This is a genomic window from Streptomyces sp. S186 (assembly GCF_051603415.1).
Lineage (GTDB): Bacteria > Actinomycetota > Actinomycetes > Streptomycetales > Streptomycetaceae > Streptomyces.
The window spans coordinates 7729356-7753418 of sequence record NZ_CP193932.1 but is presented as its reverse complement, the minus strand read 5'-3'; the positions used below and the strand labels follow the sequence as shown (position 1 = coordinate 7753418).

The following is a 24063-nucleotide window of genomic DNA, read 5'->3' as shown; positions in this document are numbered from 1 at the left end:
AACTCCGGTGTAATCGGCAGTACCCGTCTATCGGCAGTACCCTTCTCCGGGCCGGTTGCGCTCCTGCTTTGACGCGACCTTGACGACGGCGGGGCCCAAGGGTTCTGTCCGTGGAGGCCGGGGACGCCACACCTGGGTGGTCGGACACTGGGACGCGTGGCCGGTGTCGGGCATCCTGGGCCGGCAGCGTCCCGTGGGAGGAGGCGCCTGGATGGGCGCGACATACGGACTGGTGGCGGCGGTCTTCCTCGCCTCGGTGGTGGAGGCGGTGGAGGCGCTGACCATCGTCATGGCGATGGGCATGACGCGGGGCTGGCGGTCCGCCTGGGCCGGCACCGTGGCGGCCGTCGCGGCCCTGGCGGCCTTCACCGCCGCGGCGGGCTACGCGCTGGCCACCTGGCTGCCCAGGACCGCGCTCCAGCTGACCGTCGGTACCCTGCTGCTGGTCTTCGGCCTGCAGTGGCTGCGCAAGGCGGTGCTGCGCGGCGCCGGTCTGCGGTCGCGGCGCGACGAGGACGCGGCCTTCGCCGCGCAGACCTCCGCGGCCCTCGGCGTGGACGGGACCACCCGCCTCGGCCTGGACTGGTTCGCGTTCACCGTCACGCTCAAGGGCGTCTTCCTGGAGGGCGTGGAGATCGTCTTCATCGTGATCACCTTCGGGGCCAGCGCCCACGACGTCCCGGTGGCCGCCGCCACCGCGGCCGCCGCGGCGGTCTGTGTGGCGATCGCCGGGCTCCTCGCCCACCGGCCGCTCTCCCGCGTCCCCGAGCACCTCCTCAAGTACGGCGTCGGACTGCTGCTGACCGGGTTCGGCACGTACTGGGCGGTGGCCGGCCTCGGCGTCTTCGCACCCGGCGGGCAGAGCATCGCGTGGTATGGCGGCGACTGGGCGATCCCGGTGCTGATCGCGGCCTGGTTCGCCGTCAGCCGCCTACTGGTCCGGGCCGCGCCCGCGGTCGCCGCCCGCGCCCGTCCGCATCCCTCCGCACGCGTCCGGAGAATCCCATGAACATCGCCGCCCTCGCCAGGACCTTCGCCCGTTTCTGGTACGCCTTCCTCGTCGGCGACGACTGGAAGATCGCCGCCTCGGTGGTGGCGGTGCTGCTGATCGGGCTGGCCTTGCTGCTGGCCGGCGCCGCGTCCGGCGGGGCGCTGGCCGCGCTGCTGGGAGTGCTGCTGATGGCCGGATTCGCCGGCGCGCTACTGCTCGACGTACGCCGCCGCGGCCCGCACTGAACGCCACACCCTCACCGCCGACGGCAACGAGATCGCCCTCCAGGGAGGGCCCGCCGCGAGAAGAACGCCAACCACGGGAAGGAGTCCGGCCAGAGCTGAACCCGCCCGCCATGCCGGCCCCGGGCAGGACGGGGCGGGCCGGGGCGTAGAAAATGTGGCAGCAACGCGCTAAGACCCGGTAAGTTTCCCGGCGGAGTGCCGGGAAGTCTGGTCGGCGACGGTTCAACACCAGCCGGAGCCATCGAGAGACGAGCGCGTGACCGACCTTACTGCCATTCTCCTCCTCGTCGTGTTCGCCACGTTGGTGGCCACCGGCGCCCGCCACTGGCGCATCCCCGCCCCTTCGCTACTGGTCGTCGGCGGGCTGCTCGTCGGGCTGCTGCCCTGGCTCCGAGACGTCCAGGTGGCGCCCGAAGTGATCAGCGTGGTGGTGCTGCCGCCGCTGCTGTACGCCTCCGCCGAGGAGATCCCCTGGCGCGAACTGCGCCTGGTATGGCGGCCGGTGACCGTGCTCGCCTTCGGGCTGGTGCTGGCCACCGCGGCCGCCGTCGGGGTCGTGGCGTCCGCGGCCACCCCGCTCTCCCCCACCATGGCGTTCGTACTGGGCGCCGTGCTGGCCAGCACTGACCCGGTCGCCGTGACAGCGCTCGGCCGCAAGATCGCGCTGCCGCCGCGGATACAGGTCCTGGTCCAGTCCGAGAGCCTGTTCAACGACGCCACCAGCCTGGTGCTCTTCAAGGTGGCGGTGGGCACCGCGGCAGTGGCCCATGCGGTCACCCTGCCGTCGGCCGGCGGCCAGTTCCTGGTCCTGGGCGGCGGCGGGGCGCTGGTCGGCGGGGCCGTCGCGGCCCTGGTGGCGCTGATCCGTCGGCGGACCGAGGACCCGATCCTGGAGACGGTGATCGCCCTCTTCACCCCGTACGCCTCGTACGTCCTGGCCGAGGATCTGCATGCCTCCGGTGTCACCGCGGTGGTGGTCGCGGGGGTGGTGCTGGGCAGCACCGGACACCGGCTCACCAACGCCACCATCCGCCTCCAGGTGCACGCCGTCTACGGCACCGTGGTGTTCCTGCTGGAGAGTGTCGTCTTCGCGCTGATAGGGCTGGAACTCCCAGCCCTGGTGCGGCAGTTGAACGCCGTCGACCATGCCTGGCCGCTGGGCGTGCTCGTGGTGGCCGGCACCGTGATCGCGGTGCGGATGCTGGGGGTGCTGCCGCTCTCCGCCGTCATGCAGCGCCGGCGCGGCAACGGCGCGGTCACCTGGCGGATTCCGGCGGTGGTCTCCTGGGCCGGCACCCGCGGGGTGATGCCGCTGGCCGCCGCGCTGTCCATCCCGCTGGCCGCCGGCGACGGCAGCCCGCTGCCGCACCGCCCGCTGGTCCTGGTGCTGACCACCGGCGTGGTCGTCTTCACCCTCGTCCTGCAGGGCTTCACCCTCGCGCCGGTCGTCCGCTGGTCGGGGATCGCGCTGGAGCCGGAGCACACCGCCCGCGAAGAGGCCCGCGCCCGCGCCGGACTCGCCAAGGCCGGGCTGGCCTGCCTCGACGAGTTGGAGGCGGCCGAGGCAGCGCCCACCGCGCTGATCGACCAGCTGCGCCGCGGTCTGCTGGCCCGTCTGGACCAGGCCGACGCCGACCAGGACGACGACGCCACGCCGTCCACCTGGGCCTCGGCAGCCACCTACCGGGAGCTGCGCCGCACCGTGATAGCCGCCGAGTCCACCCAGCTCCAACGGCTGTACGCGGAGCACCACATCAGCGACACCACCCGGCGCCGGCTGCAGCGCGGCCTGGACCTCGAAGACGCCGGACTGGGCGAGGACTGACCGCCCGCGCGGTGGTCATCGCGGCTCGCGGCCCGCGTCCTCGACCGCGATCCGGCTGCCACGCCCGCACAGCCTGCCGCGAACTCAGAACCGGTCCGGGAACTTGACGCCGGCCACCAACAGCCCGACCAGTGCCACCGCCACCAGCACCCCCACGATGTGCTCCGCGCTCACCACGGACCTCCTCTTCTTCTGCGCCCCGCCGGATCGGCGTCCGCTCCACGTTGGCGTCCGTCCCGGCCACGCGTGCACACCGGGCCCGGTTCCCTAACGGAATCCGAACGGGCCGGCCCCCGGGCACGCAGCAACCCGCCGTGCGGCGGCCGCCATTCCTGACACGGACGGTCCAGCCCCGGACGGTCCAGCCGGAGCCCACCGAGGGTGTCGTTCGCGGCGCGCGAGGTCGTGCCGTGCGGGGCGGTGCGCCCGCCGGCCCGACGGCCAGGACCCGTACAACGTCGGCCCCGGAAAGCGGTGTTGGGGCGGGACGACCGGCCCGCGTGCGGATCACGTCTCGGATCAGGGATGTTGCACCCGCTCGGCGGCGCTGCGTTCGACGCAGAACTCGTTGCCCTCGGGGTCGGCCAGGGTCACCCAGCCCGTGCCGTCGGGCCTGCGGTGATCGGCCACCAGCGTGGCTCCCAGGGCGAGGACGCGGGCCACCTCCTCGTCCCGCGTCCGGTCCTGGGGTTGCAGATCCACATGCAGCCGGTTCTTCACGGCCTTGCCCTCCGGCACCGCGAGGAACAGCAGCGCCGAGCCCGGGGCGGTGACCAGGGCCTCGGGGTCTCCCGGGGCGTCGTCGTCGGCCAGCGAGCCGTCCAGGACGGCGGCCCAGAACTGTCCCAGGCCGTAGGCGTCGGAGCAGTCGAAGGTGAGGTGCCGCACGCGAGAAGCCATGCGGCGCACTATCCGGCAGTCCCGCGGCGACTGTCCAGTGGACTTTTCCGTCACAACATCCATCACAAGGGGAGGCGGCCAGGAAGTTGAACAGGAAGTTGAACGGGACACGGGCATCGGACACGGACAAGCGGTGATCCGGCGGTAATCCGGCGGGGATTCGTCCCCGAGCCCGCCATCGGTATCGCTTCTATAGTGAGAAAAGGGAGCCACTGTACGTGCGCAACTTTGGAGCTTGTCGTGGCTCGCATCACTATCAACGGCGTGACCATCGACCCCTTGGTCCAGTCCGCCGAGCTGGCCAGTGAAGAGCTGGTCTCCGAGGATGCTTCGGCATCAAACTATCTGCTTGTGCAGACCACGCACGCGCCGTCCGCGGACGAGAAGAGCCAGCTGACGGCTCTGGGCGTGGTGATCCACGAGTACGTACCGGACAGTACCTATCTGTGCGGATACCGGCCGTCCGATCTGGCGGCCGTGCGCGCCCTGCCGTTCGTGGCCTGGGCGGATGTCTACCTCAAGGGCTTCAAGCTCGCCCCGTCGCTGCGCTCGGGCCGACTGCGGCCGGGCGTCGCGGTGCTCGCCGAGCCGCTGGAGATGGCGGAGCCCCGCACCCACACCGTCGATGTCGTCCTCCACCAGGACGTCGATGCCGGCTCCGCCGAGGTGCGGGAGCGGATCGCGCAGGCCGGCGGGGTCGGCATCGGCGACGTCCGATCCGGTCGCCGGAAGGTGCGGATGACGGTGCCGGAGGAGAACCTCGCCGCGCTGACCTCCCTGGACGACATCCGGCATGTCGAGGAAGTCCCGGCCATGGTGCTCTACAACCCCGTCGCGGGGGCACTGCTGCACGCCCGGGTCTCCCTCAACGGCACGCCGTTCCGGGGCGCGGGCCAGGTGGTGGCCATCGCCGACACCGGCCTCGACAAGGGCTCCGCCCAGGACGTGCACCCGGCGTTCAACGGCCGGGTCAAGCGCCTGGTCGCCCTCGGCCGCACCGACCCGGACCAGACCGACGATCCGGACGGTCATGGCACGCATGTGGCCGGTTCGGTCCTCGGCAGCGGCCAGTCCGCGTCGATGGGCGGCGCCATCGACGGCACCGCGCCCGAGGCGACGCTCGTGCTGCAGTCCCTTCTGGACGAGAACGGCGGACTGGGCGGCATCCCGACCGATCTGCAGGACCTGTTCGGGCCGCCGTACACCGAGGACGAGGCACGGGTCCACACCAACTCATGGGGCCCGACCCAGCCGGGGCTGCCCTACAACGAGCAGTCGGCCGAGATCGACCAGATGGTCTGGGACCACAAGAACCTCGTCATCTGCTTCGCCGCGGGCAACGCCGGGCGCGATCTGGGCCGGACCGGCCGGATCAGCCCCGCCTCCGTCAGCGGGCCGGCCGCCGCCAAGAACTGCGTCACCGTCGGCGCCAGTGAAAGCCGGCGCCCGGACATCCCGCTGACCTATGGCCAGTTGAGTGGGTTCTCCTTCCCGGTCAACCCGATCCACGACGACCGGCAGGCGGACAACCCGGCCGGAATGGCGGCGTTCAGCAGCCGGGGCCCCACGCAGGAGGGCCGCTTCGCACCCGACGTCGTCGCGCCCGGCACGTCGATCCTGTCGACCCACTCGCGGGCGGCGAAGTTCAGCACGGTGTTCGGAGTCTCCAACGATCCGGCGTTCTTCTTCGACAGCGGTACGAGCATGGCCACGCCGCTGGTCGCGGGCTGTGTGGCGGTACTGCGGGAAGCCCTGGTGAAGAACGGCACCCCCGATCCGAGCGCGGCGCTGCTGAAAGCCCTGTTGATCAATGGGACGGACGACCTTCCGGGCCAGTACAACCCGTCCGAGGCCGGCCCTTCCCCGAACAACAACTCCGGCTTCGGGCTGGTCAATCTGGAACAAGCCATCGTGCTGCCCGACGCCGACGCCGGTGACCATGCGGGCTTCGCCGAGGGGGACGCGCTGGACCAGGACGAGGAGCGCGCCTTCACCCTCACTGTCCCGCAAGACGGCGCCCACGAGCTGAAGATCACGCTGGTCTGGACGGATCCGCCCGGACCCGCCCTGCAGAACGACCTCAACCTGATCGTCCGCGCGGGCGGGCAGGAACGCCACGGAAACATGGGCACGGACTCCGGATTCGACCGGGTCAACAACATCGAGCAGGTCCGCTGGCCCGGCATCCCGAGCGGGGACACCGAGGTCGTCGTCCGCGCGCATCGCATCACACAGTTCGCCCAGCCGTACGCCGTGGCCTGGCGCCTCGTGTGAGGCAGCCGCCCACGGCGCCGGACCGCCACAGAGCCACAGGGCCGGACCGCCCGGTACGCCGCCCGCGTTGCTACAGGGCGCGCACCGGGCGGTCATATCCCCTGCCGCGTAGAGGCGCGCGTCGGGGCCTTGGCCGCCGCCAGGAGTTCGGGGAGCGTCCCCGCGAAGGTCGGCAGCAGCTGGAGGCAGCGGGCCCAGGCATCGACGTCCGTCCCCAGATGCTCCCGGGTGAGCAACTCTGCCTGGACGCACACGGGGTGCGGGGGCGGGTCGGCGCCGTAGGGCTCAGAGGGCTCAGCGCGGTGGGGCTTCTCGCCGGTCGGCTCGCCACCGTGGGGCTCGTCGCCGGGCCGCTCGTCGGGGTACTGCTGGAGGGTGTGCAGGGCCGCGCGGGCGGGGGCTGCGTACATGAGGACATCGGTGTGGGTGAGCCGGCCGCTGCCGAGCGCGGCACGTAGCCAGTCCGCTCCCCACACCGGTGTCTTCTCCAACGCAGCCAGCAACAGCGCCCGGGGGCAGTCGGGAAGCTCCACCAGGGCGTCGAGCAGCTCGTCGGAGAGCGTCCCGGCGTCGCGCGCCGCGCTGAGGGCCTGCCAGGGCGGTGTGGCGCCCTCGTCGCAGAGCTGCTGCAGACGCTCCCGCTCCCGGGGATGGTCGGCCGGCTCGGTGAGATACGCCAGCAGCGCCTCCGGCGACTCCGCCTCGGCGAGCTGGGAGCGCAGCTCCGCCAGGCCGTCAGGCGACGCCAACTGCCGCTCCGTACAGTGGCGGAGGGCGACCGGCAGGTGATCCGTCGCCAGTATTTCGCGGACCGCGTCGGGACCGCTGCGCTCCCAGACGGCGACCAGCAGCCGCAGCCGCGAGGCCGGCAGCTGGAGCGGCCGCAGCCGCGCCAGCACCCTGTGTGCCACCCCGAGATCCCCTGACCCCAGGCCGGCTGCCAACTGGGTCCGGTCGTAGGCGGCGTCGGGATCGTCCAGGGCCGCGAGCAGCTCCTCGGGGACCGCTTCCCGACGGCCGCCGGCCCGTAGGAAGCCGGCCAGCAGCCGCTCGTGTTCGGTCCGGTCGAGGGGGCCGTACCGGAACAACATGGCGTCCACGGCCGGCTCGTCGAGATCCAGGAGAGCGCGCACCTTCCCCTCGGAGAGGGCCTGGCTGCCGGCCATCGCCACCTGGGCGGAGGGACCGTGGGCGGCGAACACCGCCTCGCGAACGGCCGGGGAGGGGTTGCCGAAGACGAGGAAGTGCTGCACGGCCCGCTCGTCGAAGTAGGGCATGACGGCTAGTTGAGCCTCCGCTGAGGCGCACGCCAGCACCTTGAGGAAGGCGGACCGGGCGTCATCGGGTGGCTCGGCCGGGAACTGCGCAGGGGCCGGCCGTGACCAGCTCTCGTGCCGCTTCGCGCGGGCGTCCTTCGCGATGGCATCCGTCGCAGTGGCATCCACCGCGGTGGCATCCGTCGCGGTGGCGTCCGCGACGAGTTCGGTGACGCTCCCGGTGGCCGTACTCAGGCGGGCGTAGAACGTCAGCCAGTTGACGGGGTCCTTACCGAGCGCCGCCAGCAGATCCGTGAGTGACTTCCTGGTCGGGCCGTGGTCGAGCGGCAGATGCGCCAGGACCGCCTCGGCCGGGCCCACCTCGGCCAGCACCCGCTCCACGGGCAGCCGGCCGGCGAGGATGCCGCGCTCCAGGGCGTGGCACAACACTCCGTTGCGCTCCTCGCGGTCGGTCCACAACACGGTGAACGCCTCGAACGGGAGCTCCGCGGCGTACTTGGCGGTCTCGACCGGATCGGCCCGGAAGCTCTCCCACAACAGATGGGTGGGACATCCCTCCCACTGGGTGAGCAGGAGCAGCGGGGCGACCGCCCGGCCGGTGTCGTCCGCGGGGAGGTTGTCCCGGTGGAAGGACAGGCGCTCGTGCTCCCGCCGGATCAGCGCCCAGTCCAGGCCGTCGGGCCTGGCCGTGAGGCCGGGGTATCCGCAGCGCACCCTCGCCAACGCGTGAAGGTGCTCCGGGTCGGTCCACTCATCCGTGGCCCGGTGCTCCAGGAGGTACGCCTCCGGATCGGGGGCCGTGAGGGCGGCGCGCAGCATGTCCGGCAGCCACGAATGCCAGTGGGTGAGCAGCGGCACGTCCTCGTGCATGCGGAGGAATTCCTCGAAGGGCTCGGTGGTGCCCCAAAGAGCGAGCAGGCTCAGACAGGCGTCGACGACGACCGGCGGCGGGAGGTAGGGATTGAACGCGGCGAGGAGGTCCATGGAGAGCCCGGCGGCCCCGCTGGTCAGGGCGGGGAGCATCAGGGGCCCCGCGGCTTTGTAAACCATGTTGAGCAGGCCGTCTTCGGCGTACCAGCGATCATCCGTGAAGTCGGCGGCCGCCAGCAGGATCGCCGGCAGCCCCGGCGCCTCCTCGACCGCACGGATCTTGCTCCCGTCGTTGTCGCGGTACTCCGCGCGCCACAGCGCCGGACCGAGGAGTGGATCTCCCGCCTCCGCCGCCGCGGCGAGCCATTCGACCGGGTCCTCCTCCAGGACCGCCCGCAGCCGTCCGGCGTCGTCCTCGCCGAGGAGTTCGCCCACCAACTCCCCAGGGAGGCCCAACCGGTCGGAGAGCAGGGCCAACAGCTGCGGCCGCATACGCCCGGCCAGCGCGTCGGCGGTGGCCGGATCGGCGAGGCGCAACGCGAGACGAAGCGCGGAGCGGGAGCTGTCGCTCACGGTCGAGTCCCTTCACTGCGGTGTGGACGGGCGGGAATGCGGTGTCTGCGCGCGGGCCTGCTGCGCAGCGGCCGTACGCACCGACCCGACGTCTTCGATCGTGACACAGCCCACTGACAACGCCGCCCGTCCGCACCCAACCCCCGCTCCGGCAGCAAGAGTTCCCACCTGTCAGGCACTGCGGCGGCGCCTTGCCTGTTCGACGCGGGGTGACCGGGCTCGGCTCGATGCTGAGCGCGGGGACCTTCACCGCGCTGGGGCCGGCCGCAGCCGCCGCCGGTTCCGGCCCGCTGCCGGGGCTGCTGGTCGCGGCGGCGGCGGTCGCCGCGGTGGTGCCGCCTACGGGCTCCGCCAGGCAGCCGCGCACCACTGAGGAGGGCCCCGAGCAGGCCCGCCAACTCGGCGACCGGGCGCGGCCGGACGCCGTACCGGACGCCCCGCGGCGCCGTCAGGAATTTTCGGGTGCCGGTCCGCGGTCGGCGGAGCGGAGCCGCCGGCGCCGCACGACCGCGGCGACGAGCGCGCGCAACCTGCGCAGCAGCCCGAGGCACGGACGTCCGCCGTCCGGAGCCGGAGCCGCGGGCGGGGGCTCGGGGGCAGCGGCCGGGTCGTCCGGTCTGGCAGGCGGCGTTGCGGGCTGCGCGGGCACGGAGACGGACGGGTCCTGTGGTGTGGACAGGTCCTGTGATGTGGAGGGGGCCAGTGACGGGGAAGGGTCGGTCGGTGCGGTGGCGGCCGGTGGGCGTGGCTCGGATCGGGGTGCGTTGCGGCGCGCCTCGGCGCGTACGAGGGCGGCGAGGGCGGCGAAGACGTCGGCGGGCATGCCGGAACTCCTGCGGTGCGGGATGTCGTGGACGCTGCAGCGGCAGGCCGCGACCTCCCCCTCGGCCCCGTGGTGCGGGGGCGCGCGGGGCATGGTGGTACGCGGCCGGGCTCGCTCAGCAGCGCAGAACGGTCACCCGCGCGGGCAGGCCGGTGGCGGTGGACGGGAGGACGCCCCAGGAGGCGGCGGGTCCCGGTGCGGCCAGGGGCTCTTCGGCACGGGATTCCCGCAGGGCCTTGCCGTTCGGCCCGGACGGGACGTGGTGACGCAGATGGCAGGCGGTGGCGTGGCACAACCGCCGGAAGCCGTTGCCCGGATGGTGGTGAGCGGTGCCCCCGGCCGAGGCCAGCACATGACTCGTGGTGTCGCAGATCCGGTCCGCGGCACTGGTGGAGGCCGGAGCCTCGACGCGGGTGGGGCACCGGCCGCCTTGGGCGTCCGCCGCGTCGGCGTAGCCGGTGGTGAGCGCCGCGAACAGCAGGGCGAGCAGCCCCAGGAAAAACAGCATGCGGCCGCCGCCGGACGCCGCGGAGCGGCCGGTGCCGACGGTGTCACGCATGCGGGTCTCCCAACGCTCTTCCGAGAAGAAATTCCCCTGGGAGAGATCGGGAAATTCGGGAGACACGGGAAAGAGTCGGTTATTCCACTCGTTCCGGCTATGCGTCGTATGCCTGACCCCACCGCGGCGACGTGCGCCACAGTGGCGAGAGACGGCATACAGCGCCATCGAGGCGGACGCCGCTCACCTGCGAGACCCGACCCGCTCGCGCCGCCCGCGCCACCTCACCGCCGCCGGGCGACCGCCACGTTGAGGAACCCCACCGCCCTCGTCACTCGCTTTCGCGGGCGCGGGCGTAGTAGTGGGAGAACCGCTCCAGCGGCTCGCCCTCCGCGTTCCACGGCCAGGGCGTCCCCACGCCGCCGGTGCTGCGCAGCACGTTCGCGGCCTCGCCGGGGCGCGCCGCCTTCATCAGCGCATAGGCCAGCAGGTTCAGGTCGGCGAGTGCCTGGGCATGGCGGAGGAAGCCCTGGCTCGGCCAGTAGTGCGCAGCGTGGTCGAGCACCGTGACCGCGTCGTGCCGGCGCCAGAACTCGCCCGCGCCAAGGGCCGTGACCCCTCCGGGAGCCATGGCTCGCTGGTGGTTGCGGACCAGGGCGGTGAGTTCCAGGCCGGCCGCGGGAGCGTTGGTGGGCATCGCGGAGCGGACGCTGTCGAGCAGGTCGAGCACCTGGCTGCTGGAGCCGCATTCGTCCGGTGAGAGGTAGCCCAGTGCCTGGAGGTGAGCCTCCCGGTTCCACGGGTCGCGGGCCTTGATCTCGCGCCAGATCGCAGCCAGTTCGGTGGACGGGCGACGCTCCAGGCGGAGAATAGCCAGATGCAGGGTCCAGGGCGTGGGGTCGGCGGGCAGCAGTTCGGCCGCGCGGTGGCAGGTCTGCCGGGCGGCCTCCAGGTCGACGTCGGAGCCTGCCTGGCGGGCCTGCAGCAGGTCCGACCAGGCATGCAGCAGCAGGGCGTCCTGGTTGTGCGGGTTGTGCTCGCGCCAGATGCCGGGCAGGGCCCGTCCCGCGGCTGCGGCCAGGACGCGCAGACGGTGCGCCTTGCGGTCCCAGTCGTCGCCGGCGTCGCGGAGCACGTCTGCCATCAGGGCCATGACAGGCGTGTCGAGCGAACCGCGGTCCCAACAGGTCTCGACGCGTCGCCTGACCTGCCCCAGGGCGGCGTCGTCGAGTTCGGGGAGCATACGGGGACGACTGCCTTTGCGGCGTCTGAAGACGGGCATTCCGCGGTGGCCTTCCGGATGAGGTGGGGACGAACGGAGTTCCGGCATCGTACGGGCGACGGCCGGCCACGCAATCCGCCGCCCGCACTCCGAGACGCAGCCGATACCCAGGCGCGTCCATTTCGATCCCAGAACATACTTGTCCAGAGCCTTCACCCGCGTGGCACATACTTTCAACCAGTTTGTAAAAGCCTGGCCATGAATTGATTACCTTTGTGCATGCGGTGACAGCGCTGGCAGCTGACAGTGGCCTCAGTCGCGAACGATCACCGGTTCCTCGTCCGGGGAAACCCGGGCGTACCGCACCGGCCCGGTCAGCGGCACCCCGCCCACCACCGGCGACCGTGCCTGCTCCGCCCCGAGGGCCACCACCACCCAAGTACGGCCGGGCAAGCCGGCGATGACGGTCGTCCCCTCGACGGTGCATCGTACGACCGGAGGCTCGGGGTCCGCGCCACGGCCGGTGAGACCGATCAGGGCGACATGCAGCGTCCGGGCCGTCGTGCGCCGCCCGGTGGCATACGGGACGGCGGTGTACCGGCCGAAGGCGCTGGTGCCCTCCGCGGTCGCCACGTCGAGCTGCGTGTGGCCGGAGAGGGAGACGAATGTGCTGGTCAGGCCGTTGTCGGTGGCGGCTTCGGCCCGGTGGTCGGTGACCTGGACGCGTGGCGGCCGCTCCCCCGCGAGCTGCCATCCGCTGTCGTGCAGCGGCAGGTACGGGGGCGCATCGACGAGATGGGCGCGCAGTTCGAACGCGCCCCAAACCACGCTCGCGGTCTCGATCCGGGCCGCGGCCTCGGTGTCTGTCCCGTCGTGCCAGTCGGCTTGCTGGCGAGTGGGACGGAGAGCGGAATGGTGCCCGGCCGATTGATGCCAGGCAGGTTGGTTCCAGGCAGGCTGGTGCCAGGACGCGGCGTAGTGGTCGTGTAGATGCAGGCGGTGGATGCGGGTGCGGCGGGATAGGCCGAGCTCGGGGTGGCGGAAACGGCCTGCCGCGCGGCCGCCCCGCGCCTGGTCGTCGCCTCCGTGGTCGGCCGTCGCGTAGTTGTCGCTGCCGTGGTTGAGGAGCCGTACCACGCCGTCCGCGCGGGTCGCCGAGATCACGAAGCCGGGGACGGGCAGGGCCTGGATCCGGTCGCCCCGTTCGACGGGCAGCGGCTCCTCCGGCTCCGTCCAGCACGGGTGGTCGGCCGGCAGCAGCAGGCCGAGGAATGCCTTGGCGAGCCAGTACGGGGACGCCGGGCCGGAGTAGCCCTGCACCAGTGGTGGGTACGGCCCGTACCAGCCGAGGGTGGGAATGCCGTTCCGGTCGCGGAATCCGCGGTCGGTGAAGTGGCGCAGCGCACCACTGGCCAGTCGCCGGGTCTGGCCCGGTCCGAGCGGGGTCGCGTCGACCAGTGCGCCCAGCCACGGGGCGGTGACCGCCGCGAACCGGTAGATCAGCGAGCGGCCCTGATGCACGGGTGCGCCGTCCGCGCCGAAGAAGAGTGCGTAGTCGGCCAGGAAGCGCCGCAGTCGCGCTTTGAGGACCGTTCGGTCCGTGGCGCGCTCGCCGGCCATCAGGGACCACAGGAGGGGGTAGGTGTGCAGGGCCCAGCCGTTGTAGTGGTCGAAGTTGTCGGCGGTGCGGGTGTCGCCGCCGTCGCGGTACCAGCCGTCGCCGACGTAGAACTCCTCGATACGTGCCAGGTCGTGGTCCATCGCGGCGCGGTCGTGGGCGGCCCCGACACTCGCCAGGAACTCGCCGACGATCACCCGGAACATGTGCCAGTTGTTGTCGGGTATCCGCAGCCCCCAGGCACCCTGCAACCACGCGACGACCCGTTCCCGCACCCCGTCCGGCAGGTGGTCCCACAACCACGGCCGCGTCAGGTGCAGCCCCAGGGCCAGGGAGCACGCCTCGACGAGGGTCTGCCGACACTCCTGGCCGAGTGCCGGCCACGCCTCGGGATGTCCGGGGTCGGTGCCGGCGCCGATACCCGCCGCGTAGGACTGGAGCAGGCCGGCGGGCGCCTGTCCTTCGCAGCCCGCGATGCGGAAGGCCAGCAGGAGGAACGTACGGGCGAAGCCTTCGAGTTGGTCGGAATCGGTGCCCGACGACGACGGTCTGCCGGGCAGCACGAGGCGTGCGCCGGAAGGCGAGGCGAACCGGTGCGCGTCCGTCAGCAGCCGGTCGGCGAGGGCCAGCCAGTGCGCGCGAGCGTAGCCCGTGAAGGGCGAGAGCGTACGGTCCTCGGGTGGCAGTGACGGTCCGGTCCCGCGCGTGCGTGACATGGGGCTCCTTGAGTCCGGTGCTCGGCGGTGGTGTGGTGGTCATCGGGTTGCCGTGCGGCAGATTTCGGGGTGTGCCCCGCGCCAGCATGGCCGCCTGCCGACGAAGGCCACAAGCACCTGAAACGGACGGGACGCGGGAGCCTCCGGCCGGCCGCCTCGCGCGCGCCGGCCGACCCGTCAACGTCCCTGAAGGAAAGAAGGAAAGGCTGATGCGGTTGTCCAGCAGCCCCCAGCAGGAACCAAATGGCCATCAAAGGCCAGTAAAACATGATGGGTTGGGCGCCCTTGAGCCACCCGAAGCTCAGCAAACGTCACAGACCGCGGAGGAACTGCGGCTCGCCGTGGTGGGGCTCGGGATGCGCGGAACGCTCGGCAGGCATGTGGCCGAGCAGCGTCTGCGGGCGCGGGTGGTGGCGGCGTGCGACCCGGTCGCGGCCCGCCGGGAAGGCGGCCGGGAACTGTACCCGGGGGCCGAGCGGTACGCCGACCACCGCCGGTTGCTCGATGCGGGGCTGGACGGGGTGATCCTGACGACGCCGGACGACACCCACGAGCAGTTGGCCGTCGACTTCCTGACGGCCGGCGTCGCGGTGTTCGTCGACAAGCCCCTGGCGATCACCACCGCCGGGTGCGACCGCGTACTGGAGACGGCGCGACACACCGGCACCCGGCTCTACGTCGGCCACAACATGCGGCACATGCCCGTCATCCGGACGCTGCGCGACCTGGTCCGCGAGGGCGTCATCGGCGAGGTCAAGGCCGTCTGGTGCCGTCATTTCGTCGGCCACGGCGGGGACTTCTACTTCAAGGACTGGCATGCGGACCGGCGCCGGACCACCGGTCTGCTGCTGCAGAAGGGGGCGCACGACCTGGATGTGATCCACTGGCTGGCCGGCGGCTACACCGTGCGGGCCCAGGCGATGGGCGGGCTGACCGTCTACGGCGACATCACGGCGCGCGGCGGGCAGGGCGAACGGACGCTTACCGAGTGGTTCGATCCCGAGAACAACTGGCCGCCCACCTCGCTGACCGGCCTGAACGACGTGGTCGATGTCGAGGACCTGTCGATGATGACCATGCGCCTGGACAACGGGGTGTTCGCCACGTACGAGCAGTGCCACTACACGCCCGACTACTGGCGCAACTACACCGTCATCGGCACCCACGGGCGGCTGGAGAACTTCGGCGACACCGACGGGGCGGTGGTCAAGGTGTGGAACGGCCGGCGCAGCGGCTATCGCGCGGACGCCGATCTGGTCGTCGCGGTTCCCCCGGACGACGGCGGGCACGGCGGGGCCGACCCCCGACTGATGGCCGAGTTCGTCAACTTCGTACGCGAGGGCGGGCGCACGCTCACCTCGCCGGTGGCGGCCCGGCAGGCGGTGGCGGCCGCCTGTGCCGCCACCTCATCGCTGCGCGCCGACGGCGTTCCCGTCAATGTGCCCGCATTGCCCCAGGGGTTGGCCGACCATTTCTCCACCAATGGCCAGGGAACGTGAGGGAAATGTGAGTTGAAATCCCTATTTCAAGGAGGTAAATCCTTCGTAGTGTGCAGATCGGTGGATTCCTTCGACGGGTGCGGCTCGATGTGAATCACGTCCCATTGTGACGATTGGCGAGGCATGGACACCGTTTAGGGCCGCTAATTCGGGTAGCAATGACCTGGACGACCCGCACACAAAGGAGTGAGGGAATCAGGCATGGGAATAGGAATGGGCAAAAGAGCCGCACTTGTACTGGGGCCGGTGCTGGGTGCGTTGGTGGCACTGCCGCTCTCCGCGCAGGCGGCCGTCCGCCCGGACTCGTTGCCGAGCAAGCCGGACTCGCTGCCGAGCAAGAGCGAGTGGCTCAAGGATGTCGCTCCGGTCGCCGCGTCCCTCCAGGACTACCTGAAACACCGTCTGGCCGAGGGAAAGAGCGGCGAGAAGCCGGCGGTCGTCCTGGACATCGACAACACCTCGCTGGCCACACACTACGACCGGGGGAAGCCGATCGAGGCGATCCTCAAGGCCACGGAGTACGCGCACGCGCATGGCGCGGCGGTGCTGTTCGCGTCCTATCGCGACCCCGACGAGCAGGACTCCACGACCCGCGAACTCGCCGCGGCCGGCTACACGGTCGACGGCCTCTGCCTCAAGCCGCACGGCAACAGCCCAGGAAAAGCGCAGGTCAAGCTCGGCTGCCGGAAGAAGTACGAGTCACAGGGCTACACTCTCGTCGCCAATGTCGGGAATCGCAGCACCGACCTTGAGGGCGGACACTACGAGAAGGGCTTCAAACTGCCCGACTATGACGGGCAGTTGAGCTGATGCAGTTGAGCTGATTGCCGGACTCCCGGGCCCCTCACGCCCCGATCGCTACGCATCCGCCTCGTCGATGCGGACCGCGCGGGACGGGCAGAGCAGGCCGGCCTCGCGTGCCGCCGTACCGTCGTCGCCGGCGGGGGCGGATTCCAGCACCGTGACGATCCCGTCGTCGTCCTGGTCGAACACGCCGGGGGCGGTCAGCGCGCACAGTCCGGCGCCCACGCAGACCGTCCGGTCGGCACTCACCCGCATGGTCATCGCACTCCCCTTCCCTCTCCGCGCGTCACCAGGTGACCAGGAGCTCGTTGACGCCCTGGATGGTGGTGCCCGGTCGCAGCTTCAACTGGTCGACGGGGGTGGCGAGTTGAAGCGTCGGGACGCGGTCCATCAGCGCGTTGAGGATGACCTCCAGCTCCAGTCGGGCGAGGTTCTGCCCCAGGCACTGGTGCACGCCGAAGCCGAAGGACAGGTGGTGGCGGGCGGAGCGGCGGACGTCGAAGGCGTCCGGGTCCTCGTACACCGTGCCGTCCCGGTTGGCGATGGAGTTGACGACGAGCACGCCCTCGCCGACCCGGATGAGACAGCCCTCGATCTCGATGTCGGCGGTGGCGACGCGGCCACCCGCGACGTCCGCGATGGCCAGGTAGCGGAGCAGTTCCTCCACCGCCCCGGGAACGAGGCTGCGATCGTCGCGCAGGGCCGCGTACTGCTCGGGGTGTGCCAGCAGGGTGATCGTGCTGAGCGAGGTCATCGAGGCGGTGGTCTCGTGGCCGGCGATGAGCAACAGCAGCGCCGTGGAGACCAGTTCCTCGCGGTCGATCTCGCCGTTGGCGAGCTGCTCGGCGACCAGGCTGCCCACGAGGCCCGAGCCGGGCTCGGCTTGGAAGGCGGTGATGAGTCCGTCCATGTAGCGCCCGAGCTCGTCGCGTGCCGCGGAGGCACTCGCCGCGTCCGTGGCCTGCACCAGGCGCCTGCTCGCGTCCTGGAAGAAGTCGTGGTCGGCGTAGGGCACGCCGAGCAGCCGGCAGATCACCATGGACGGCACCGGCAGTGCGAACTGGCTGACCAGATCGGCGGGCGAGCCGGAGGCGAGCATCTCGTCGAGGAAGCCGTGCACGATCTCCTCGATCTCGGGGCGCATGCCCTTGATCCGCTTGACGGTGAACTCGCTGATCGTCATCCGCCGCTTGGCGCCGTGCTCGGGCGGGTCCAGGCCGATGAAGGCCGGGCGGCTCTCCCGGACGGCCTCGAAGCGCGGTGACGTGGCGGGGAAGTTGGCATCGGTGCGGTCGGACGACAGGCGCGGGTCGGCGAGCAGCTTGCGCGCAGCCTCGTGCTTGGTGACCACCCATGCCTGGCGGCCGTCGTAGAGGGTCACGCGGTGCAGGGGGCCGGGGGCGTCCCGCAGCTCGGCGTAGCCCTGCGGTAACTGGTATGGACAGGTCCGATCGCTCGGGAAGGCGGGCGCTTCGGTTGCCTGGGGCGTGGTGGCGGTATCGGACATCGGTCCACTCCGAATCGAAAACCTCATGGTTAAGGAACGCGTTGTTCTCTAATTCGGAGAATAGACTGGGCTTCATAGAGAACGCAATGGCCTCTACGAGACCTCTTCGGGAGTCACGCTGTCACCCAACGCCGATCCCACCGCCGATCTCAACGCCGCACCCGCCGCCGACCACCGCAAAGGGCCCCGCCGTCGCGGCGCGGAGCTGGAGAAAGCCATCCTGACGGCGACTCTGGAGGAGCTGACCGAGACCGGCTATGCCGAACTGACGATGGAACGGGTGGCCAGTCGGGCCCGCACCGGCAAGGCGGCCCTCTACCGACGCTGGTCCAGCCGCGCCGAACTGGTCATGGACGCCTGCCGGTCGACCGCCCTGACCGCCATCGAGACACCCGACACCGGCGCCCTGCGCTCGGACGTGATCGACCTGATGCGGCAGCTCGCCGCGAAGGTGGCCAGCCCGCTCGGCGGTATCCTGCGCGGCCTGCTGGCCGAAATGACCCGCGACCCCGACTTCGCCAAACTGGTCCGGGAAAGCGTCCACACCGTCGGCCCGGCGGCCCTCCGGACCATCCTGGAACGCGCGGTCGAACGCGGCGAGATCCAGCCCTGGATCCTGAACTCCCGGCGCGCCACGGTCGCCACCGACCTCCTGCGCAACCAGTTCCTGCTCTTCGGCACGCCCGTCGCGGACGACGTCATCACCGACATCGTCGACGACATCTACCTTCCCCTGATCCTGCATCCGGCCCCGAAGCGCGCGGGCGACGGAGGCTAGAGCCTGTCCGGTGGGTCCCGGACGCCGAACCTGTTTCTGGCAGAGCGACGTCCGGGTCTGCGGCTACAGCTTCTGGAACGACGCCGTGTAAACGCCGGTCTCCTGGGTCACTCCGCCGGGCCGGAGGCACTGCTGCATGCTCGGCTGGGCGACGTCGAGGACGGTCTCGACGGTGTCTCCCTGGAACTCGCCGGCCGTCGCTGTACCTCTGAAGATGCTGAGCACGTCGCCGCCGGTCGAGCTCGCGGTGAACTTGCCGCTGGCCGTGCTGGTCTTGCCGTTGTTCCAGTGGAACGTCAGGGTGGTTGGGCCAGTGAAGACCGGCGTCAGACAGGACAGGGTGAAGGTGCCGTCGAATGACTCCGTCCTGCTGGTCAGAGTGGGGTCTGTCGAGACGCAGCTCATGCTCTGGTCCGTGTGGACCTGCACAAGCTGAGGCTTCAGCGTCAGGCCGGGAGTGTAGGTGTCCTGTTCTCGGCCCCTGCAACTAACGTCGAGGCTGACAGCGTGGGCGGAGGTTGCCGGGTCCCGCCAGAGGGATGGCCGCGGCGAGCAGCAGCGTCGCTGCTGCTGAGGCAGGTGCGGTTCTCCTGGTCTTCAGAGCACGCATGGCAGACCCTTTCTGTCCGGTGCGGGGCGCGGTAGAGCCCCGTCGAATACCGGTCATGGTCGGCCCGCCCGGCCCGTCGGCGATATGCCCACACAGGGGCGCACAGGCGTCACCCAGGGCGCGCACGACACCCGTACGCCTCCCTCCAGGTTCAGCGTGTCGTGAGGTGGAGGGCCGGCCCAACCCCCTAGGCCCGCCGTTCGAGGGACTACGGGCGCGGCGACGGGTCGGGGGCCGGGTGTCGGCCGTTACGAAGGGACCGACCCTGCGCCGCCGGGACGGCCCGCCCGCACGGCCGGCGTACGACTCGGAACGAAAGGACCCCGCGTGTCCGCACCGACCGCGCTCGACCACCATGCAAAGACCGGGTACAGCCTGCCGTTGGCCTACTGGCTGGCCCAGGCATCGGATCTCGCCTACAAGGACGAGGCCACCATCGAGTCCCAGGCACGCGACTGGGACTTCGACGAGGTGCGCCACCATCAGACACAGTTCACCCCGCCGTTCCCCCTGGAAGACACCCAGGCATACACCGCGGCCAGCGACCACATGATCGTCACCGCCTTCCGCGGCACGGAGCCGGCGCAGATCCGTGACTGGCTGTCGGACGCCAGCACGCCGCCGTGGCCGGGTCCGGCCCAGACGGGCTACGTCCACTACGGCTTTGCCGAAGCCCTCCAGTCGATCTTCCCGAGCGTCAAGGACGCCCTGGCGGAGCTGCGCACCAACAACCAGACCGTGTGGTTCACCGGGCACAGTCTCGGCGGTGCGCTGGCCATGCTCGCCGGCGCACGGATGTACCTGGAGGAGCCACGGCTCCAGGCGGACGGCGTCTACACCTACGGGCAGCCCCGCACCTGCGACCGCATCCTGGCGAACGCGTACAACAAGGGCTTCAAGAACCGCATGTACCGCTTCGTCAACAACAACGACATCGTCCCGCAGCTTCCGCCCGAGCCGGTCTTCACGCACGTCGAGGCGCTGAGGTACATCGACTCGGGCGGAAAGCTGCACGAGTCCATGGGTCTGCTCGGCGGCCTGGCGGACCGGGCCAAGGGGCTGACCGCGGACGCGTTCGCGCCGGCCGCGGACGGTGTCCGGGACCACTCGATCAAGCGCTACATCGCCGCCATCGAGAAGAACATCTCCTGACGGACGGTCAATTCACCGCCGGCTCGGGCCGCGAGAGGTTCGCGGCCCGAGCCGGGGCGACCGGGGCGAGCGGTCGCGGCGTCCGTCAGGCGGTGTTGAGGCTGGTGTGGTTCCACCAGCCCTGGCGGCCGACGATGAAGTCCACCGTCTGGTTGCCGGTGCTGATCTTGCCCTGGTACTGCTGGCCCTTCTTCAGCAGGCTCTCCTTGATCACGCCCTTGGGGTCGTTGATCGAGTCGATGACGACCGGCGGGACCTTCTTCAGCGTCGCGTCATCGATGGACTGCTTCGTCGTCACGGTGATGACCTCGTCCCAGTTCGGGCGCTCGGCGAGCTGGTGGGCGAAGTGGACCTCCTTGCCCGCGCCGAACGCGAGGTAGGTGAGGCGCTCGGGGTAGGGCAGGGGCCGGTCTGCCAGGTCCCGGAAGGACAGGACGTCCTCCGGCCGGCACTTCACCAGCACCGGCGCCTCGGTCGGGGTCATCTGCTCGAACTTGCGGCTGCCGTCGTCCTGGACCACCACCCGCTCCAGGAAAACCCGGAAGTCCTTGCCGTCCTGGAGCTCCGGCAGCTCGAAGTGGTGCGGACAGCGCAGGGAGTAGTAGACCCGTTTGTCCTCGTTCTCCTTCAGGTCTTTCAGGTACATCTCCTTCAGGTCGTCGCCCTGAATCTGGAAGGAGAAGACCGCCTGGTAGTGGTGGCCGAGGTCCGGGTTGTAGAGGGACAGGTGGTAGAAGAACAGCTTCTCCTTGCCCAGGATCAGGAAGCGGTGGATGTGCTCGTGGCCGCCGTGCTCGGGCGATGCGTCAGGGGTGCTCATGGGGCGTGACTGCCTTTCGTTTTCGTGCGGGTGGGGGTGGGTGTGGGATGCCGCCTGGCCCAGAAGGGGCGGTCGGCCCATCGGGTTTCCTGGGTATGGACGACGCGATGGCCGTCCTCGTAGGCGGCACGTGCGGTGGCGACCTTCGCCGCGTAGTCGGCCAGTGCCGTGCGATCGCCGCGCAGCCGGCCGTCCACCGCCTCGCCCGCGCTCAGCCCGGTGTAGAGGGCGGTCAGGATGCCCTGGGAGCTGAGCGGGTCGAAGGCGGCGGCCGCGTCTCCGGCGGCCGTCCAGCCGTCCCCGTGTACCCGGTCCAGATGGGCGGTGTGCGCGGGGGCGCGGCGGGGCGGCCGGAGAGTGCCGAGACCGTGCGGACGGGCCCGGCGGGAGACGTGCCGGGTGGCCAGCAGCCGGTCGCGGAACCCCTCGGCGCCGCGGACGGCGGCGAGGGTCAGGTCGGGGTCGGTGAAGTAGGCGACCAGGCGTTGCCGGGAGGGCAGCAGGGCGGTGTACCACCAGCCGTCCTGGTCGGACTCGACCAGCGAACGGCCGTCGTTGGCACCGTCTGGCACCGGGTCGAGGAGGAGGTGTAGGGCGGTGAGCCGGTCGCCGGTCCGGCGGCGGGCGCCGGCGCGGACGGCCAGCGCGGCGCCCCGGCCGGTGGCGTCGACCAGCCAGCGGCAGCGGACCGTGCGCTCGCCGCCCCGGGTGCCGCGGTCGCGCAGGGGGACCTGCCAGCTGCCGTCCGGCTGCCGGACGGGGCGCCGTACGGCGGTGCGTTCGGCGACGTCCGCGCCCGCGGCCCGGGTGGCCGCCCGCAGCCGCCGGTCGAAGAGCGCGCGATCGAGGTGCCATCCGTGGCCGTAGGGGTCGCGGAGGAAGTCCACCTCGTGCAGTGCGGACGAGCCCCAGGCGGACTGGTTGCCGTGGCAGGGCAGATGGCCACTGCCCAGCACCGGGCGCTCGACGCCGAGGTCGGCCAGGATCAGCCGCCCCACGGAGACCAGCGCCTCGCCGACCTTGGGCGGTCCGGTGCCGGCGTCGGCGAGCAGCACCCGGCGCCCCGCCCGGACGAGGGTGAGCGCGGCGGCGCAGCCGGCCGGACCGCCGCCCGCGACCACCACGTCATAGGCGGGCGCGGGGCTCCGCGGTTCTCGGCTCACTGGTTCTCGTGGAACGGGTCGAGCTTCTCCAGGTAGCCGGCGGCGATCGCCGTCTCGTCGTATCCGGTCAACTCCTTGGCCTCCTCGACCGCTTGTTGGACCAGGGCGGACTCGACGTCCTCGGCGGAGAGGGCGCCGCGCCAGGTACCGGCGGCCGCGGCCAGCTGGGGTACACCGGCCTCGGGCACATGGATGTTGATGAGGTTGGCGTGGTCGGGGGCCGGGTCGTAGCCGGGCTCGGACTCGACCTGCATGTACTTCGGGAACTTGCCGTCGCCGACGGTGTATTCGTGCGGCTCGACGATGCCGAACTTGAACCAGTCGTCGATCATCTGGCGGCGCTGCTCGTTGTATTTCACGTTCTTCAGGCCGCGCAGCCAGACCACCCGGTTCTCGAACGCCTTCTCCCGGGCGGTGTCATCGCCGCCGCTCGGCTTGGTGTTGACGGTGTCGAAGTCGGCCTTCTTCAGAACGTGGTTGGGCATCTGGGCGGGCCAGAAGGTGGGCAGATAGGGGCTGTAGCGCGGGCCGAGCTGGCTCACCACCTGGTAGCCGAAGCGGCAGCTGGCGGTGTCGCACTGCCAGGGTGCGGCCATCCAGCGGGTGAGGTCGCCGGGGCCCTGTGCGTAGAGCGGGCCGTTCTTTCCCAGCATCTCGTCGACCGTGAACTCGTCGCCGTAGTCCGGTTCCTGGGTTCCCTCGGCGCGGTGCAGGATGCGGAACGGCTCGGAGAACATGGTCTTGTGGCGGATCGGCCAGGTGACCTCGCTGCCGGGGTGGAAGGCGTCGGCGGCGCAGTTGTCGAGTGCGGCGCGGTCCAGCAGGGCGGGCTGTTGGGTGACGGGAGCCTTGTCCACGTCGGGGAAGCCGGTGCGGCGCGGGCCCGGGACGAACTCACCGTCCGCCCACCGGGCCAGGATCCGGTCCTGGGTGGGTGAGAGGGTGAGGTGCTGCCGCACGGAGTCGGGCTTCTTGGCCGTCATGGCGTCGCCGTACAGCCATGGCCAGGGCACCGGCGACATGCCGTCCCGGTCGTAGTCGCGCATCTGGTGGTAGATCTGGCGGCGCAGGTCCCGGTTGGTCTCGCTGGTGTCGTTCAGGCGCTTGCGCATGGCCGGGTCGAGGAAGTGGTAAGGACCCTTCCAGCCGAACTGGGTGGCGAAGCCGTGGTTGACCCACTGCAGTTCGCAGAAGCGGGCCAGCAGCGGTTCGACGTCCTCCGGATAGGAGGGCGGGTCCTTCAGTTCCAGGGTCTGCTCGGTGACGAACAGGTCGTAGAGCAGGTCGTAGAGGGTGCGGATGGTCTTCACGCCGGGGGCGTAGTGGGGCGGGCCGACGACCACCCAGGCCGGACTGGCGGTCCTGGTCACGCCTGCGATGGTCACCTCGGCGGTGATCGGGCCGTCGGAGATGTTGTCGTACCAGGTGTCGTTGTTGGCGACGCCGGAGATGGGGTTGTTCTTCTCGTCCCAGGAGGCCGACGCGCCGTCTCCGCCGGACACCAGCAACCGGCCACAGGACTCGGCGAACGCCTGCCCGAGCGTGATCGGCTGCCCCATGATCTCCCCGGCGAAGGTGAAGGGCTTCTCCTGAGGCACCGCGATGGTCTGCCGGCCGGAATCGATGACAAGCTTCTTGCGCGCCTCACCCTTCACGGTGGGCGAGCCCGGCCGCAGTGGCGGCTGGTCCGGCGACTCCGGCCCGATGTACGGCATCTGATCACTGTTGCCGACCCTGGCTATGCCGATGGCGGGGTGGATCTTTACCTGAACGATCTGCTGATCCTGATCCATTACGGGACCTCATAGTGGAGTGATGTCGATAACCCCCTCAGTTACGTAATAGTCGTTATCGCCACAGGCCCCGGCGATCCGGCCGCGTCCCAACGGGTTCAACG

At 70.9% G+C, this 24063-nt stretch carries 21 protein-coding genes; 8 read left to right on the top strand and 13 right to left on the bottom strand.

What is annotated here, in order from left to right; genetic code table 11:
• Window positions 1-211 precede the first annotated feature (211 nt).
• From ACRAS8_RS33790 to ACRAS8_RS33780, 3 genes are all read left to right on the top strand, one after another.
• A complete protein-coding gene (locus ACRAS8_RS33790) occupies window positions 212-1009 on the top strand; it encodes a hypothetical protein (RefSeq protein ID WP_438489840.1) in 798 nt (265 codons plus the stop codon).
• On the top strand, window positions 1006-1236 hold the full coding sequence (locus tag ACRAS8_RS33785; RefSeq protein WP_438489839.1) for a hypothetical protein: 231 nt from the start codon (window positions 1006-1008) through the stop codon (window positions 1234-1236). The genes ACRAS8_RS33790 and ACRAS8_RS33785 overlap by 4 nt, the downstream gene beginning before the upstream one ends.
• A gap of 256 nt (window positions 1237-1492) precedes the next feature.
• The gene (locus ACRAS8_RS33780; protein ID WP_438489838.1) at window positions 1493-3061 is read left to right on the top strand and encodes a Na+/H+ antiporter; all 1569 of its coding nucleotides are present in this window, start codon (window positions 1493-1495) and stop codon (window positions 3059-3061) included.
• Window positions 3062-3145: 84 nt separating this feature from the next.
• Here ACRAS8_RS33780 and ACRAS8_RS33775 read toward each other — a convergent pair whose 3' ends face one another.
• Entirely contained in the window at window positions 3146-3235 is a 90-nt protein-coding gene (locus ACRAS8_RS33775; RefSeq protein WP_018539510.1) for a hypothetical protein, read from the bottom strand.
• A 345-nt stretch (window positions 3236-3580) separates the two neighbouring features.
• On the bottom strand, window positions 3581-3961 hold the full coding sequence (locus ACRAS8_RS33770) for a VOC family protein (RefSeq protein WP_438489837.1): 381 nt from the start codon (window positions 3959-3961) through the stop codon (window positions 3581-3583).
• A 240-nt stretch (window positions 3962-4201) separates the two neighbouring features.
• On the opposite strand from ACRAS8_RS33770, the gene ACRAS8_RS33765 reads away from it, so the two are divergent.
• Window positions 4202-6235 (top strand): S8 family serine peptidase, encoded by a 2034-nt coding sequence (locus ACRAS8_RS33765; RefSeq protein WP_438489836.1) that lies wholly within the window; start codon window positions 4202-4204, stop codon window positions 6233-6235.
• A gap of 92 nt (window positions 6236-6327) precedes the next feature.
• On the opposite strand, the gene ACRAS8_RS33760 is transcribed toward ACRAS8_RS33765, so the two are convergent.
• The 5 genes from ACRAS8_RS33760 to ACRAS8_RS33740 form a co-directional block, all read right to left on the bottom strand.
• Window positions 6328-8955, bottom strand: coding sequence for a hypothetical protein (locus ACRAS8_RS33760; protein WP_438489835.1), 2628 nt, complete (start codon window positions 8953-8955; stop codon window positions 6328-6330).
• A gap of 448 nt (window positions 8956-9403) precedes the next feature.
• Window positions 9404-9871 (bottom strand): hypothetical protein, encoded by a 468-nt coding sequence (locus ACRAS8_RS33755; RefSeq protein ID WP_438489834.1) that lies wholly within the window; start codon window positions 9869-9871, stop codon window positions 9404-9406.
• 22 nt (window positions 9872-9893) lie between these two features.
• Window positions 9894-10337 carry a hypothetical protein gene (locus tag ACRAS8_RS33750; RefSeq protein ID WP_438489833.1) on the bottom strand — a complete coding sequence of 148 codons (444 nt, stop codon included), beginning with the start codon at window positions 10335-10337 and terminating at the stop codon, window positions 9894-9896.
• Between the two features lie 271 nt (window positions 10338-10608).
• Window positions 10609-11520, bottom strand: a complete 912-nt coding sequence (locus tag ACRAS8_RS33745; RefSeq protein ID WP_438489832.1) for a hypothetical protein — start codon at window positions 11518-11520, stop codon at window positions 10609-10611.
• Window positions 11521-11811: 291 nt separating this feature from the next.
• Window positions 11812-13833: a DUF2264 domain-containing protein gene (locus ACRAS8_RS33740; protein ID WP_438489831.1), complete on the bottom strand. Its 2022-nt coding sequence runs from the start codon at window positions 13831-13833 to the stop codon at window positions 11812-11814.
• A 275-nt stretch (window positions 13834-14108) separates the two neighbouring features.
• Between ACRAS8_RS33740 and ACRAS8_RS33735 the strand changes: the two genes are divergently transcribed.
• Complete coding sequence (locus tag ACRAS8_RS33735; RefSeq protein WP_438489830.1) at window positions 14109-15332, top strand: Gfo/Idh/MocA family protein; 1224 nt, start codon at window positions 14109-14111, stop codon at window positions 15330-15332.
• 201 nt (window positions 15333-15533) lie between these two features.
• Window positions 15534-16142, top strand: coding sequence for an HAD family acid phosphatase (locus tag ACRAS8_RS33730; RefSeq protein ID WP_438489829.1), 609 nt, complete (start codon window positions 15534-15536; stop codon window positions 16140-16142).
• A gap of 48 nt (window positions 16143-16190) precedes the next feature.
• Here ACRAS8_RS33730 and ACRAS8_RS33725 read toward each other — a convergent pair whose 3' ends face one another.
• Both ACRAS8_RS33725 and ACRAS8_RS33720 read right to left on the bottom strand, forming a co-directional pair.
• Window positions 16191-16391: a ferredoxin gene (locus ACRAS8_RS33725; RefSeq protein WP_438490672.1), complete on the bottom strand. Its 201-nt coding sequence runs from the start codon at window positions 16389-16391 to the stop codon at window positions 16191-16193.
• A gap of 31 nt (window positions 16392-16422) precedes the next feature.
• Complete coding sequence (locus ACRAS8_RS33720) at window positions 16423-17643, bottom strand: cytochrome P450 (protein WP_438489828.1); 1221 nt, start codon at window positions 17641-17643, stop codon at window positions 16423-16425.
• A gap of 271 nt (window positions 17644-17914) precedes the next feature.
• Here ACRAS8_RS33720 and ACRAS8_RS33715 point away from each other — a divergent pair, with 271 nt between their 5' ends.
• The gene (locus ACRAS8_RS33715) at window positions 17915-18421 is read left to right on the top strand and encodes a TetR-like C-terminal domain-containing protein (protein ID WP_438489827.1); all 507 of its coding nucleotides are present in this window, start codon (window positions 17915-17917) and stop codon (window positions 18419-18421) included.
• A 63-nt stretch (window positions 18422-18484) separates the two neighbouring features.
• Here ACRAS8_RS33715 and ACRAS8_RS33710 read toward each other — a convergent pair whose 3' ends face one another.
• A complete protein-coding gene (locus tag ACRAS8_RS33710) occupies window positions 18485-18826 on the bottom strand; it encodes a hypothetical protein (RefSeq protein ID WP_438489826.1) in 342 nt (113 codons plus the stop codon).
• A gap of 532 nt (window positions 18827-19358) precedes the next feature.
• Between ACRAS8_RS33710 and ACRAS8_RS33705 the strand changes: the two genes are divergently transcribed.
• On the top strand, window positions 19359-20183 hold the full coding sequence (locus tag ACRAS8_RS33705; RefSeq protein WP_438489825.1) for a lipase family protein: 825 nt from the start codon (window positions 19359-19361) through the stop codon (window positions 20181-20183).
• 85 nt (window positions 20184-20268) lie between these two features.
• On the opposite strand, the gene ACRAS8_RS33700 is transcribed toward ACRAS8_RS33705, so the two are convergent.
• The 3 genes from ACRAS8_RS33700 to ACRAS8_RS33690 are packed head-to-tail and all read right to left on the bottom strand — an operon-like array spanning window position 20269 to window position 23959.
• Window positions 20269-21003, bottom strand: a complete 735-nt coding sequence (locus tag ACRAS8_RS33700; RefSeq protein WP_438489824.1) for a hypothetical protein — start codon at window positions 21001-21003, stop codon at window positions 20269-20271.
• Window positions 21000-22166 carry an NAD(P)/FAD-dependent oxidoreductase gene (locus ACRAS8_RS33695; RefSeq protein ID WP_438489823.1) on the bottom strand — a complete coding sequence of 389 codons (1167 nt, stop codon included), beginning with the start codon at window positions 22164-22166 and terminating at the stop codon, window positions 21000-21002. Before ACRAS8_RS33695 ends, ACRAS8_RS33700 begins: the two co-directional genes overlap by 4 nt.
• On the bottom strand, window positions 22163-23959 hold the full coding sequence (locus ACRAS8_RS33690; RefSeq protein ID WP_438489822.1) for a LodA/GoxA family CTQ-dependent oxidase: 1797 nt from the start codon (window positions 23957-23959) through the stop codon (window positions 22163-22165). Before ACRAS8_RS33690 ends, ACRAS8_RS33695 begins: the two co-directional genes overlap by 4 nt.
• Between the last annotated feature and the right edge of the window lie 104 nt (window positions 23960-24063).